Origin of the sequence: Acidiphilium sp. C61, from assembly GCF_905116885.1 — a bacterium.
GTDB lineage: Bacteria > Pseudomonadota > Alphaproteobacteria > Acetobacterales > Acetobacteraceae > Acidiphilium.
The window spans coordinates 2,009,861-2,025,010 of sequence record NZ_CAJHNI010000005.1 but is presented as its reverse complement, the minus strand read 5'-3'; the positions used below and the strand labels follow the sequence as shown (position 1 = coordinate 2,025,010).

Sequence of the window (15,150 nt, the reverse complement as noted above, 5' to 3'; positions counted from 1 at the left end):
AGATGAAAAACTCGCAACCGTTCGACGTGTGTTGACGAAATGTCGCGCTGGCCCGAAAACGCCGCGATGCAAGCCGCGCCGACTCTCATGGCCGCACCCCATGCCATCGCCGACGGACAGGCCGCTCCGGTCACCGCCCGCGTCCTGTGCACCGACCTCGCCGGTCTCCGCTCCCAGGCTCTCGGCCTCGCGGAGGCGGCCGGATTCCGGACCGACTTCCGCGTCATCGCGCCGAAGCGGCCCTGGACCCTGTTCTCCCCGATGCTCTGGCCAGATCCGCGCTGCGCGATCGATGCCGCCGCCCTCGCCCCGCCGGAAGGCGACCTGATGCTCGGCGCCGGCGGCGCCGCCGCCCGCGTGCTGGCCACGCTGCGCCGGCCCGACCTGCCGGCGGTGATCATCCAGCACCCGCGCATGGACGCCGGTCGGTTCGACGCCGTGGTGGCCGCGAAGCATGACGGGCTGACAGGCCCGAACGTCATCGTCACCCGCACCGCGCTGCACCGCGTCACCCCCGAGCGCCTCGCCCTCGAACGCGCGCTCTGGGCGCCGCATTTCGCCGGGCTGCCCCGCCCGCTCGTCGCCGTGCTGGTCGGCGGCTCCAACGGCCGCTACCGGCTCGATACCGCGGCGGCGCGCACCCTCGCCGAACAGCTGGCCCGGATGATGGACCGCGACCGGGTCGGGCTGATGCTCACCCCCTCGCGCCGCACCGAGCCCGCCGCCCGCGCCATCCTCGAAGAGGCGCTGCGCCCGCGCGGCGCCTGGATCTGGGACATGCAGGGCGAGAACCCCTATTTCGGCATGCTCGCCGTTGCCGACGCGATCGTGGTAACGGGGGATTCCGTCTCGATGGTCTCCGAGGCGGTGGCCACCGATGCGCCGGTGATGATCGCGCGCCTGCCCGGCAAATCCACCCGCATCGGCGCCTTCATGGACGACATGGTCGCCTGCGGCCGCGCCCGGAACTTCGATGGCCGGCTGCAGAGCTGGAACGCCTCGGCGCTGAACGACACGCCGATGGCCGCCGCCGAACTGCGCCGGATGCTGGGAGTCTGACTTCGATGCTCGAGATCGACACGTTCGACAATGTCCGCGGTGGCAACGCAGTCTACAAGGCGCTGGCGCATCCGCTGGCCGCCGCGGCGCTGGAGCGCCTCGCCGCCCGCCTCGCCGCCGCCGGCCCGGTCGCGGTCTACGATCCCGAGCGCATCTTTGCGCCGCTGCGCGCCCTGGCGCCGGCGTTTCCGGTCGATTCCGTCCATGTGCATGACACGTTGGCGGTCGGCGAGCGCCGCGGCGGCTTCACCACAAGGCCGCTGACCGACCTCGTCGCCGCTGCCCCTGCCACCGTGCTGATCGCCGCTTTCGACGCGCACCGCCTGGCCGAGCGGCTGGCCGGCCTGCTTCCCGGCGCCGACATCCTCACCCTCGACGAGGTGCGCCTGCCCGACCGGCTGCTGACCAATCGCCGCCGCTATCTCGACCCGCTGAATTTCGCCACCAATTTCGCCTTCTTCCGCGACGATGATGCGATGACGACCAGCCTCGTCACCGCGAATTACTGGCACGGCTACGGCGCGCGGGGCGTGCGCCTGTGGTGCCGCCTGTTCGACGCCGCCGGCGCGGTGCTCGCCGAATTCGAGCGCGAACTGCCCGACCATGCCGGCAGCATCCGCATCGACAGCGCCGCGCTGCGCCGCGCCCACGGGCTCGGCCCGTTCACCGGCCAGCTCTTCATCCACGCCATCGGCGTCGCCGGGCACGACGTGGTGAAATACGCGCTCGACACCCATGCCGCCGGCAACGGGGCGAGCCTGTCCTGCACCCACGACGCCAATGCCTGGCCCTCCGAGCGCTTCGCCGGCCTGCCCGCCCCGCGCGAGGACGAGACGGTGATCCTCTGGCTGCAGAACAGCCACGCCGTGCCGATCCCCGCCGGCGCCATCAGCCTCGACCGCATGGGCGCCGAGGCGCCGGTCGCGCTGGCCGAACCGATCGCCCCCTTCGCGACGCGGGCCATCGACGTCGCCGAATTGCTGCCCGGGCTGCGCTGGCCGGCGCAGATCGAGCTGCGCGCCGGCCGCCATGTGGTCCGCCCGCGCTATGAAGTCGTGCGCGCCGGGCGCACCCGCATCGCCCACATGAATGTCGAACGCGCCGATCTCCGCCCCGATCCGGGCATCATCAGCCTCTCGCCGCTGCTCGGCCGCGGTTTTCTGCTCCCCTTCCCGATCCTGCCGCGGGAGCGGTTCCGCTCGGTCGCGCTGCCGACGCCGATGGCCCACACCCAGACGACGCTGCCGCTCCGGCTCGATATTTTCGCCCCCGACGGCAGCAAGGTCGCCGAGCACCGGCCCGGCACGCTGAAGCGGGACCATGCCTGCGCCATCGATCTCGACGAGGTGCTGCCGGCGGACGCGCTGCCGGAGGGCGGCCATGGCGAGCTGGTCTACGACTTCACCGAGGGCGGCGAGGCGGATGGCTGGCTGCACGGGCTGTTCCGCTACGAGGCGCGGGACGGCTCGCACGCCGCCGAGACCAGCTTCGGCGCGCATGTGTTCAACACGATCATGACGTGGAAGGGCGAGCCGCAATCCTATTCCGGCCCGCCGCCCGGCCTCTCGACCCGGCTGTTCCTCGATCTCGGCAGCGCGGCGCGGCCGAGCTTCTGCGTGCTGACCTATCCCGCCTCCGCCGCCTGGCATCCGCATTCGGCCACCGTGCTGATGCTGCACGATGCCGAAGGCCGCCTGGTGGCGGAGCAAAACCTCGCCATCGCCTGCTCCGGCTCGGCCATCGTCGAGCCCTGGCGGATCTTCGGCGCCGAGGCGCTGGCCCGCGCCGCCGGCGGCTATGTCATCATCCGCGATGCGACCTGCCGGCTGTTCGGCTATCACGGCAAGCATGACGGTGCGGGCCTCGGCCGCGGCGCGTTTTCATTCGATCACATGTTCGGGTTCTGAATTCAGCGCAATCCTGGCGCTCTGCCCTCGCAACGATCGCGGTTTTGGCGTATCCGGGTCGTCATGCAGGCAAGACGGACCTTCCGGCGCGTCGCGGTCATCGCAGTCGCGATCGTCATTCTGGCACCGCTCGCGGTCATCGGCCTATTCCTCGCGAGCTTCGATCCGAACAGCTACAAGCCGCAGGTGATCGCCGCCGCCGAGCGGGCGCTGCACCGGCCGGTCACCATCGATGGCCGGCTGCGGATGAACCTGTCGCTGGTGCCGACGATCTCCGCCACCGGCATCACCATCGCCAACCCGCCCGGCTATGCCGACGCCGATTTCGCGACGCTGCGGCGGATCGAGGCCAAGGTGGCGCTGCTGCCGCTGCTGCGCCACCAGCTCAACATCCTCGATCTCGTTCTGGTCGATCCGGTCATCAACCTCGAATACGGGCCGACCGGCACGCCGAACTGGGAGATCGGCCCCGCCGGGGGAGCGGGCGGCGCGACGCCGGGCACGACAGGCGGCGCGGCGGGCCAGCCGGGCAACGGCGCGGGCATCGCCCTGCAATCGGTCTCGATCGAGAACGGCACCATCACCTATCACCCCTCCACCGTGCTCGTGCCGCTGAGCGGCGGCGCGCCGGCCGCTCTCACGGCGCAGAGCCCCACCGTGCTGCACATCGCGCGGTTCAGCGGCAGCGCCGCCTCGCTGGATGCGCCGCTTCAGCTCTCGGTCAACGCCCAGTACAATGGCACGCCGTTCAGCGTGTCCGGCACCACGGGTCCGGTTTCGCGGCTGACCGGTGGTGCGGCCGGCGGCGCGGCATGGCCGGTGGACCTGACCGTGAGCGGCCAGGGCGCGCAGCTGCACATCACCGGCCGGATCGCGCATCCCCGCAAGGCGGACGGCTATGCGTTGCACCTGCACGCGACGGCGCCGGATCTCGCGCCGCTCGCCGCCTATCTGCCCACCGCCGCGCGGGCCGACCTGCCGCCGCTGCGAACGGTCGATCTCAGGGCGGATCTCGGCTCGCCGGTCGAGGGTCAGGTTCCGGCGGTCACCAATGTCAGCCTCACGGCCGGCACGTCCGACCTCACCGCCTGGCGCAAGGGCCTGTCGCTGCGCTCGCTCAACATCACCCTGCCGGCGCTCGACCGGGCAGTGAATGTGGCACTGGCGGGCAGCTACCAGGGCAGCCAGGTCGGGCTTGAAGGCAAGGCCGGCCCGGTCGGCCCGGTGCTCGATGCCGCGCTGGGCGTGGCGCCCAGCCCGCCGCAGCCGGGCGGGCCCACCGAGCGTTTCGCGATCAGCGCCGCCGCCCGCGTCGGCAAGGCGCTGTTCAACGTCGCCGGCGGCATGGCCTCGCCCTCGAAACTCGCCGGCGTCGCGATGAAACTCAGCGCGACCATCCCCAATCTCGCGAAACTGTCCGACCTCGCCGGCACGCCCCTGCCGGCCTGGACCAATATCGGCATTTCCGGCCTGCTGACCGATCCCGGCGGCCAGAGCCTGACCCGTGCGGTGGCGCTCAACAGCCTCGCGGTCAGTGCGACGCAGGGGCAGTTCGGCGGGGCCTTCAGCCTGACAATCGGCTCCCGGCCGGACCTGCAGGCGGTGATCCATGCCTCGCGGATCGACCTGTCGGCGCTGCTCCGCGCCGCGCGGCCGCCATCCCCGGCGGCGACCGCCCCGGGCGCAGCGCCGGCCAGCCAGACCACGCCTGCGCCCTCCCCTGCACCCGCATCGGCAAACCCTGCCGCGAACGGACTGATCATCCCCACCTCGCCGCTGCCCTTCAACCTGCTGCGCGCCGCGGATGGCAATGTCGAACTGACGATCGACAAGCTCACCTATGCCGGGGCCGATTACCGCGCGCTCAGCGCGCATGCGCTGCTGCGCAACGGCGTGCTGACGGTGCGGCCGATCAGCGGCGAGCTGCCGGGCGGGCCGGTCTCCGGCGCGCTGATGGTGAACGCCACCAGCAATCCGCCCTCGATCCGCCTCGTCGAACAGGCGCCGGCCTTCCGCCTCGGGCCGCTGCTCCGGCTGCTCGGCGAGCCCGGCTCCGCCTCGGCGACGGTGCAGCTCTACGCCAATCTCGCCGGCGCCGGCTCGACGCCGCATGACATCGCCGCGACCCTGAACGGCGCGCTCGGCATCTCCACGGTGAACGGCGAGATCGACGGCGCGTTGCTCGATCACCTGCTGGCCACCGCCGGCCTGCCGGCAGGGCTTGCCGGCGCGCAGGGCCCGGTCCAGCTGCGCTGCTTCGCGACCCGGATCGACGCGGCCGACGGCCTCGCCCGCATCCGCGCGCTCACCCTCGATTCGAGCCGCCTGTTCATGACCGGCGGCGGCAGCGTCAACCTCGCGACCGAGGGGCTGAACGTCGTGCTGAAGCCGCAGACCACGGTCGGCGGCGCGGCGACGCCGATCCCGCTCGCGGTCACCGGGACGCTCGGCCGGCCAGTGACCGGCGCGGCGCCGGCCGGCGATTACGCACAGGCGATTGCCGCCGCCGGCCAGCGGATCGGCGGCGGGCAGACCCTGTTCGGCCGGCTCACCCGCCAGCTCGGGCTCACCCGGCGCAGCGCGCGCCCGCAAGGCTGCACGACCGCGCTGGCGCTCGCGCGGATGGGCCATCCCGGCCCGGCCCCGACCACGATGGGGCTTGCCGCCGGCGGGAACAGCGGCGCGACAACCGGCAGCGCCAAGCCCCCCGGCGCGGTGGGCGGACCGCAGAACCTGCTGCAATCGTTGTTCCACTGATGGCGCCGGGACAATGAAACGCATCTGGAAATGTACCGGGCTGGCGGAGATGGAGGGCGGGTTCGGCGTGACGCTCGACGGCCGGCCGGTGCGCCTGCCCGGCGGCAGCCCGCTCACCGTGCCGACAGAGCGCCTCGCCCGCGCCATCGCCGCGGAGTGGGACGCCCCCGGCGAGAATGACGAGGTCCGCCCCGACGATCTGCCGCTGACCCGCCTCGCCGGCACAACGGTGGAGCGGATCGCACCGGACACCGGAGCCGTCCGCGCCAGCCTGCTCGCCTACGGGCGGAGCGACCTGCTCTGCTACCGCGCCACCGCGCCGGAGGGGCTCGTCGACGAACAGGCGAGGCTCTGGCAACCCTGGCTCGACTGGGCGCAGAGCACGCTCGGGGCGCACCTCGCCGTCACCGCCGGCATCACCGCGATCGGCCAGCCGGCCGAGGCGATCGGGGCACTCGATCAGGCGCTCGCCAGGCACGATGCCTGGAGCCTTGCCGGGCTTGGCGTGACCGTGCCGGCCCTCGGCAGCCTCGTGCTCGGCCTCGCCGTCGCCGAGGGTGCGCTGGCGCCGCTGGCCGCGCATGATTGCGCGGCACTCGACGAGCTCTGGCAGGAGCGTCTCTGGGGCGAGGATGCCGAGGCGGTCGCGCGCCGCGCGCGGATCGGCGACGACATCGTGACCGCCGCCCGCTTCGTCGCACTGGCGCAGCGATGATCGCGAAGCATCTCATTCTGTCGGGCCATGTCCAGGGCGTCGGCTTCCGCGACTGGATGGTGACGCGCGCCCGCCGCCTGGCCCTTGCCGGCTGGGTCCGCAACCGGGTGGACGGCACGCTCGAGGCGCTGGTCGCCGGCGATGCGCCGGCCGTCGAGGAATTGCTGCGCGCCTGCCGCCGCGGCCCGCCGCTCGCCGATGTCACCGACATCGTGGAAACCTTCGCCGACCCGCCAGGCGAACCCGGTTTCATCAAGCGCGCGACCGGCTAGAGCACTTTCCGATCCTTTCGGATCGGATGTAGTGCTCTATCACATTGATAAACAGAGCATCTTTATCCGATTAGATGATTCCATCTGATCGGATGATGCTCTAGAGCACTTTCCGATCCTTTCGGATCGGATGTAGTACTCTATCATACTGATAAACCGAGCCTCTCCCTGCAATCCGATAGTTTTCAGGTCCGGGACAGCAGCCGGCTTTCGCCGTTCATCGGCTGAAGGTGACCTGGAAGAGCAGCTGGTCGCGTGCGTGGGAGATGGTGGGGGCGCTGTTGGCGCCGATCTGGTGGGCGTAGGTCAGATCGAGGTTGATGCCGCGCCAGCGCTCGTCGAGACCGAAACCGATCCCCGCCTCGCTCTGCTCGGGCTTGCCGGTGGCGCCGGGATAGGCGGTGTGGTGCAGCCAGACCGTGCCCGCCTGCGCCAGCAGCGATGCCGTCAGCACCCCGGGCAGATGAGGCACCGGCACGATATGCGACAGCCCGCCGGACAGCAGATACCCCTCATCCCCCCCGCCGGCGCTGACCGGATAGGCCATCACCCCATACGGCCCGCCGAGATAGAGCTGTTGCGAGCTGTCGAGGTTCTTCGAGGCGAGCTGCGCCTGCGCGTCCAGCGTGAGGCTCAGCCCCAGCGGCAGCGACTGCGCCCGGTGCAGCCGCGCCTGCAGCACCTCGAACCCGCCCGCCGCCCGCGGCCCTGCCGCATCCGCCGCCCGCGCCGCCGCGGGGCCGATCGACAGATTGCCATGCGTCAGACTCAGGCTCGCCGCCGTCGCCCCGCCAAACCGGTCCGCCAGCTGCCCCGAGACGCTCAGCCGCTCCTGCGGGATCGTCTGCCGCGCCGTCGTCGCGGTGCTGCGGGTCGACTGCGCATAGACCGCCTCCAGCACATCCAGCCGCAGCTCAACCACGCGCCGCGGGCCCAGCAGCACCGGATCGCTCACATACCCGCCGAACTGCGTCGCCCGTCCCACCTCGTCCAGCGCGGTGAACGCGCCGCCAAGCCGGTAATCCGTTGCCGAGCCATACAGCCCGGCCTGCACGCCGTTCCACAGATCCGGCGTGTCGACCTCGAACCCGCCACTGCGCAGATTGCCCGTCCCCGAGATCGCCCCGTTCAGCGACAGCGCCCCGCCATAGCCGAACGGATCGTTCACCCGCGCCGTGGCGCTGGTGATCTCCGCACCGGTATAGCGGCTGCCCGCATTGCTCTGCGTCAGGCTGAAGCCCAGCAGCTTCCCATCCTGCCGGGTCAGGCGCAGCGTGGTCGTGCCCGGCGCGCTGCCCGGCACCAGCGCGCCCTCCACACGCACCCCCGGTGTGCGGTTGAGCAGCAGCAGGCCGCGGTTCAGCGGGGACAGGCGCACCGCCTCACCCGCCTTCACCCCCATCACCCGCAGGGCTTGCGACGCCCGGAACCGCGACGCCCCCGACACCGTGACCGCGTCATAACGCGGCTCGACCACCGCGACCCGCACTACGCCATGCCGGATCGATTGCGGCGGCAGGTAGGCAAAGGCCAGCAGATAACCGCGCCGGTGATAGGCCGCCGAGATCCGCGCGACATAGGTCTGCAGGCGATCGAGCGAGACCGTCCGCCCCTCCACCGGGCGCATCAATGCGGCCAGCAGGGAGGTGGGCAGCTTGTGGTTCCCCTCGATCTCGATCCGGCTGACCGGGATTCGCAATTTTGAATGCAGATGCTGGCCCGAAGCGGGGGCGAGCCGGATCGCGCCCCCCGGCAACGCCGGCAATACCGGCGCCGGCGCCAGCTGATGCAAAATTCCGCCCGCTGGCGGCGCCCCCGTTACCGAAGCCAGCGCCGGCAGGCTCACAGCCGCGCCCAGCGCCGTACATAGCACCGCCCGCGACAAGTTCGACATGGTTCTCATCGTGCTCCTCAACCCCGACGCGATGGCGTCGCTTGGAGGCGAGGCTCACTGAGGCCGGAGATCATCCAGGGTGGTGGAAATGTCGTGATCGAGACCGTCTGCCCCGACAGGTTGACGCCAACGCCCGACACCGTCATCCCCACGCAACTGGCCAGCGAGCCCGTGGTGCAGACGGAGATGTGAACACTCTGCACCTTGCTCGACGGCGCGGAGCCGCTGGTTGCAGCACTCGTGGTGGGCGTGACCGTCAGAGACCCGGTGCCGTAGCTGATCGTGTAGTTGCCGAGCCCCTGGCCAACCGCCGCCGATCCGGTAATCGCATAGGGCACCGGCACAGCCGCCGCCGCCGCCGCCGCGCCGGTGCTCGCGAGCGTCACGCCGGTCACGCTGTCATTGTTGAGCAGGCCGGTGGCGGTGAAGTTGGTGGTGCCGAGATCGAGCGTCTGGCCGAAGGTCTTGGACTGGTTGCCCGGCGTGATCGTCAGCGCGGCCGGGTTCACCGTCAGCGCACCGGTGGCGTACGTGATCGTGTAATTCGGCAGGCCCGTGCCGGTCGCGTTCGAGGCGATGATCGCGTAGGGGGAGGCGCCGACCATGGCCGTTGCCGTCGCACCGGCGCTGCCCAGCGTCACGTTGCTGACGGTGTCGTTATGGACCAGACCGATGACGGTGAAGTCGGTCGTGCCGAGATCAACTGTCTGGCCATAGGTCTTGGACAGGTTGCCCGGTGTGACCGTCAGCGCTTTTGGCGTTATGTCAGCGACAAGACCGACAGGCTGGATGAGCGCGTAGTTCCCCACCGCACTGCCGCCGAGACTGTCATTGACCGTGACCGCAATCCCGTTGCCCGCATTCGCGCTGACAAAGCTGCCCGCTTCGCTCAGCGTCACCTTGCCAATATCAGATCCGATCACACCCGACAGCACCCCGTCGGAGAGGGCCACCGAGGTCGTGCCGTCATATACCTTGTTCGCCGCCACCTCGCCCGTCACAGCGAGTTGCGCCGGCGTGATCAAACCTGACGTGTTGTTTACATAACTGATCGCATAATCCGCTGCGTCCGCAAGACCCGTCAGCGTCGGCGCCAGGGTCAGCGACTGTCCCGCATTCGGCGTTGTGTAGCTCTCCGCCAGCGTTCCGGTATTCACCGCATAGAGCGTCCCCGACGTCACGATCGGCGCCGCCGCGGCGCTCGTGGTCCCGTCATAGACCTTGCTGTTCGATAACGCCGTCACCGTGATCGCTTCCGGCGTGATGTTCGCCGCAAGCGTGGTCGGCTGGCTCAGCGTGTAGTTCCCTGAAGCACTTCCGCCCAGAGTGTCGCTGACCCGCACCGCGACACCACTGCCTACATTCGCGCTGGCAAAGCTGCCCGCGTCGCTCAGAGTCACATTGCCAATATCAGACACGATCACACCCGCGAGCGTTCCGCCGGACAGCGTGGCACCGGTCGTGCCGTCATACACCTTGTTCGCCGCAACCTCGCCCGTTACCGTGAGTTGCGCCGGCGTAATCACGCCTGACGTATTGTTTACATAACTGATCGCATAATCCGCTGCGTCCGCAAGACCCGTCAGCGTCGGCGCCAGGGTCAGAGACTGTCCCGCATTCGCCGTTGTGTAGCTCTCCGAAAGCGTCCCGGTGTTCACCGCATAGAGCGTCCCCGACGTCACGATCGGCGCCGCCGCGGCGCTCGTGGTCCCGTCATAGACCTTGCTGTTCGATAACGCCGTCACCGTGATCGCTTCCGGCGTGATGTTCGCCGCAAGCCCGCTCGGCTGGGTGAGGCTGTAGTTCCCCGCAGCAACCCCGCCGAGACTGTCACTGACCCGAACCGCGATGCCACTGGCTGCATGCACACTGACAAAGCTACCCGCTTCGTTCAAGGTCACTTTGCCAAAATCTGCCGCAATCACGCCCGCAAGCGTTCCGCCCGTCAGCGCGGCGCTGGTCGTGCCGTCATACACCTTGTTCGCCGCAACCTCGCCCGTCACGCTCAGCGGCGCCTGCGCGATCACGCCTGACGTATTGTTTACATAACTGATCGCATAATCCGCTGCGTCCGCAAGACCCGTAAGCGTCGGCGCCAGGGTTAGCGACTGGCCCGCAGTCGGCGTTGTGTAGCTCTCCGCCAGCGTTCCGGTGTTCACCGCATAGAGCGTCCCCGACGTCACAATCGGGGCCGCCGCGGCACTCGTGGTACCGTCATAGACCTTGCTGTTCGACAACGCCGTCACCGTGATCGCTTCCGGCGTGATATTCGCCACAAGCCCGGTCGGCTGGGTGAGGCTGTAGTTCCCCGCCGCAACCCCGCCGAGAGCATCGCTGGCCGTCACCGCAATCCCATTGCCAACATTCGGACCAGCAAAACTCCCCGCATCGCTCAGCGTGACTTTGCCGAAATCTGCCGCAATCACCCCCGCAAGCATTCCGCCAGACAGCGTGGCGACGGTCGTGCCATCATACACCTTGTTCGACGCCACCTCGCCCGTCACGCTCAGCGGCGCCTGCGCGATCACGCCTGACGTATTGTTTACATAACTGATCGCATAATCCGCCGCGTCCGCAAGACCCGTCAGCGTCGGCGCCAGGGTTAGCGACTGTCCCGCATTCGCCGTTGTGTAGCTCTCCGAAAGCGTCCCGGTGTTCACCGCATAGAGCGTCCCCGACGTCACGATCGGCGCCGCCGCGGCGCTCGTGGTCCCGTCATAGACCTTGCTGTTCGATAACGCCGTCACCGTGATCGCTTCCGGCGTGATGTTCGCCGCAAGCCCGGTCGACTGGATGAGGCTGTAGTTCCCCGCAGCAACCCCGCCGAGACTGTCATTCGCCTTCACCGTGATACCACTGCCTACATTCGGGCCGGCAAAACTGCCCGCTTCGCTCAGCGTCACATTGCCAATATCCGCCGCAAACACCCCCACGAGCGTCCCGCCCGACAGCGTGGCAACGGTCGTCCCGTCATAGACCTTGTTCGACGCCACCTCACCCGTCACGCTCATTGCCGCCTTGTTGATGGTCAGCGCGCCGGTGTCGTAACTGATCGTGTAGTTCGACAGGCCCGTTCCCTGCGCGTTCGACCCGGTGATGGCGTAGGGCCCACCCGCGACGCTAGCCGCTGCCGCCGTGCCGGCGCTACTCAGGGTGACGCTGCTCACCGTGTCGTTGTTGAGCAGGCCGCTGGCGGTGAAATCCGTCGTGCCGAGAGCCAGCGTCTCGCCGTAGGTTTTTGACTGGTTGCCCGGCGTGATCGTCAGCGAAGCCTGTTTGATGGTCAACGAGCCGTCATAAGTGATCTGATAGCCGGACTGGCCTCTATCGAGGCTGGCGCCGCTGCCGCCGACAAAATAGGTGCCCGACGAGGTCGTCGCAGCGGGGAGCGAAAAAAACTGCACACCCGAGGTGTTCACAACACCAGAGACGACGCCGCCCTGGTTCGCAACGCTGGACACCGTGAAGGATGGCTGCGTCTGATCTCCATAAGTGGCCTGCGCCGAAGTCGCATTCACCACCACATAGGGCAGCGCCTTCAGCACCGGATAGGGATAGCCCGCCACCCAGGTGCTGCTGCTGAACACACCCGTCGCAATCGGCCCCTGGGTCAGCCATTCCTGCGTTGAAAGACCAGCAACGCCCGATCCCGAGCCAAAGCCCGTACCCGTCATCGTCCCGCTTGCCGTCGTGTCCCAATAGCTCGAACCGATGGCCCCGATATTATACCCCACCAATCCGCCGAGATCGGCATTGCCCGACACGCTGCCCACGGCATAGCTCGCGGTGATGTTGCCGGCGTTATCCCCGACCAGCCCGCCGACATTGCCGCTCTTTCCGGAAACGCTGATGCTCGCGGCGTAGCTGTCGGTCAGCGCGCTACCATTGTACCCCACGAGCCCACCGACATTGGCAAATCCCGTCACCTGCCCCGTGGCATAGCTGCCAGCGATGGTGCCGTTGTAATGGACGCCGACCAGCCCGCCGACATCGCTGCTGGCACCTGCGACGCTGCCGGTCGCATAGCTCGCGGCAATGTTGCCGCTGTTATTGTAACCAACAAGACCGCCGACATAATTGCCGGTGCCGGTGACGTTCCCGCTTGCATGACTCGCGCTGATGACGCCCTGGTTGGTATTCAACCCCACCAATCCGCCGACATCGGTGCTGCTCCCGGTTACCGTCGCACTTGCAAAACTCGCAGTGACCGAGCCGGCATAGCCGTTATCGCCCACCAGGCCGCCGACGCCGTAGCCACTTGCCGAGACTGTGCCGGTTACATAACTAGCACTGATCGTCCCGCCATAGGTGTTATTGCCGACGAGCCCGCCGACGAGACTGGTTCCCGTGACACTCTCGCCCACCAGCCCGACATCGCGGATCACGCCGAAGCTGCCGAGCGTTCCGAACAGGCCGACATTGTTGCCGCCCGTGATCGTCAGGTTCGAGATCGTGTTGCCTAGCCCCTCGAACGTGCCGGAGAAACTGGGGATGGGGCTGTTCGTGCCGGTCGCGGTGACGCTGGCGCCGAGCGCGTAGTTGCCGGTGCCGCTGATCGCCTCCAGCGCGGCCTGGGTATCGACCACGGTGTAGCTGATCGCCACGCCCGACGAGCCCGCCTGGGTCACAAAGCCCGCGTTGCCCGGCAGGCTCACCGGTGCTGCGATGCTGTAGCTCGCCCCCGCACCGTTCGCGCTCGACTGGCCATACTCCAGCGTCAGGGACGGTGCGGAGCCACTCGCGCTGATCGGCGCGTTGATCGCGATATTCCCCGCCGCGTTCAGCGTCAGCCCCGCGCCGGTGCTCCACGCGATCGGCGCGTTCACCGTGATGTTGCCGTTCGAGCTGCCCGCGGTCCCCGTCGTCTGGATCACGACCTTGTTGCCCGCGTTCAGCGCCGTCTCGATGCTCGTGTTCAGGATCGTCGAGGCGGAACCCGGCTTGTAATTGCTACTGAACGCCGTCCCGCTCGCGTTGCTCGAGGCGATCGTCACATTATACGGGTCGAGCAGCCAGGTGCCGCCGCCCGTCCGCACCGCGGCGCCGGTGATGTCGAGACGATGCCCCGAGGTCTCGACAAACCCGCCCTGCCCGCCGCCCGCGCCGGACGCCAGGATCGTGCCCGCAACCTTCGTCACCGAGGCCGGGTTCTTCACATCCGACCACACGCTCACCACGCCGCCCGCACCCGCACGCGTCGCCCGCGCGTCCAGCACCGCGCCGGAGGCAAGCCTCACCGTCCGCGCCGGCGGCAGCGATCCCGCGCCATGCACGCCGCCACCCACCGCGATCGTCCCGCCGCGGATCGCACCCGTCGCCACGATCCGCCCGCCATGCGCCACCACCACATGCGCGCCGCTCACCGCCACCGCACCGCCCGCGCCTGTGGCAGAGCTCGCATCGAGCCGGCCCGACACCGAAACAGTGCCCGACGATCCACCCAGCAGCGTGATCGTCCCGCCCTGCAACGTCGCACTGCCTGCCTCGACGATCCCGCTCTGGTTCACCACCGTCCGCAGCAGCGCGTCCTTCGCCGCGGCACTCAGCAGCACCACGCCGCCCTGCGCGATGATCGCCCCGCCATTCTTCACCTCGGCTGAAAGCGCCGCCCGGCTCACCTCGAAATGCACGAGACTGCCACCCGCCAGTGTCAGGTCGATCGTGCCGCCCGCCCCCAGCGCCACCGTCCCGCCCGGGGCAACGATCCGCCCCGCATTGTCCACCTGCCCGCCGATGAAGGCGACATACCCGCCCTCAGCCGCCTTGATCGTGCCGCGATTGACCACGGACGCCGTGCTGGTGCCGGTAAAATGATATTTGCCGGCCATGAAATCCCGATCGGTGATCGCCCGCGTCGAGGCCACCAGCCCGCCGACATCCACCGAGGCGCCCGGCGCGAAATACACCCCGTTCGGGTTGACCAGAAAAACCTGCCCGTTCGCCGTCAGATGCCCGTAGATCTGGCTCGGATCGCTGCCGAGCACCTGGTTCAGCGCGACACTGCTCGCCCCCGGCTGGCGGAACTGCACGCTCTGCCCGGCGCCGATGCTGAAGCCCTGCCAATTGATCGCGGTCTTGCCGCTCGTCTGCGTGACCGTCAGCGTGTTGCCGCTGCGCGCGATGCTCGCCGCCCCAGCCGTCACCTGCCCGCCCTGCGGCAGCGCCAGCGCCACCGCCGGGACCAGCACCAGCGCCACACTCCCCGCCACGCCGGCAAGGCCCCGCCGCAGCGCCAGCCGCCGCAATGCCCGCGGGCTCAGCCGACGCCCCCCATGCCCCACCGTCCGCATCACCTCCGCCACAGGGATCAGCATCCCCAGCGTACGGCTCCAGATCAGCTTGAATGCATGGTTCATCGGAAAGCCCGGAAATGGTCAGTTGAAAATATTTTTAATACGACGTTCGATCGAAATCAGCCTCCCCACAACGGTGGGATAGAAAATCAAACAAGCCGGCCCGAGTGGGCATCGCCGCAAACAACGGCTTCAGGCAGTCACCTTAACCGCCAATATCCTGTTTTTCAACCAAAGATTGCATTTCGGTTAT

7 protein-coding genes are annotated in these 15,150 nt (G+C 68.7%); 5 read left to right on the top strand and 2 right to left on the bottom strand.

Annotated features, from left to right (window positions below; all coding sequences use genetic code 11):
• The first annotated feature begins 39 nt into the window (after positions 1-39).
• The 5 genes from HUW10_RS12295 (at position 40) to HUW10_RS12275 (ending at position 6,710) form a co-directional block, all read left to right on the top strand.
• A complete protein-coding gene (locus HUW10_RS12295; protein ID WP_174503770.1) occupies positions 40-1,059 on the top strand; it encodes a mitochondrial fission ELM1 family protein in 1,020 nt (339 codons plus the stop codon).
• Positions 1,060-1,064: 5 nt separating this feature from the next.
• The gene (locus tag HUW10_RS12290) at positions 1,065-2,966 is read left to right on the top strand and encodes a hypothetical protein (protein WP_174503769.1); all 1,902 of its coding nucleotides are present in this window, start codon (positions 1,065-1,067) and stop codon (positions 2,964-2,966) included.
• Positions 2,967-3,029: 63 nt separating this feature from the next.
• Positions 3,030-5,723, top strand: a complete 2,694-nt coding sequence (locus HUW10_RS12285; protein WP_174503768.1) for an AsmA family protein — start codon at positions 3,030-3,032, stop codon at positions 5,721-5,723.
• A gap of 13 nt (positions 5,724-5,736) precedes the next feature.
• A complete protein-coding gene (locus HUW10_RS12280) occupies positions 5,737-6,438 on the top strand; it encodes an ATP12 family chaperone protein (protein WP_174503767.1) in 702 nt (233 codons plus the stop codon).
• Entirely contained in the window at positions 6,435-6,710 is a 276-nt protein-coding gene (locus HUW10_RS12275; protein ID WP_174503766.1) for an acylphosphatase, read from the top strand. Before HUW10_RS12280 ends, HUW10_RS12275 begins: the two co-directional genes overlap by 4 nt.
• A 217-nt stretch (positions 6,711-6,927) precedes the next feature.
• Here the strand turns inward: HUW10_RS12275 and HUW10_RS12270 are convergent, their stop codons facing one another.
• Together HUW10_RS12270 and HUW10_RS12265 are read right to left on the bottom strand one after the other, a co-directional pair.
• Positions 6,928-8,604, bottom strand: coding sequence for a ShlB/FhaC/HecB family hemolysin secretion/activation protein (locus tag HUW10_RS12270; protein ID WP_174503765.1), 1,677 nt, complete (start codon positions 8,602-8,604; stop codon positions 6,928-6,930).
• Between the two features lie 17 nt (positions 8,605-8,621).
• Positions 8,622-14,960, bottom strand: coding sequence for a YDG domain-containing protein (locus HUW10_RS12265; protein WP_174503764.1), 6,339 nt, complete (start codon positions 14,958-14,960; stop codon positions 8,622-8,624).
• Positions 14,961-15,150: the final 190 nt, after the last annotated feature.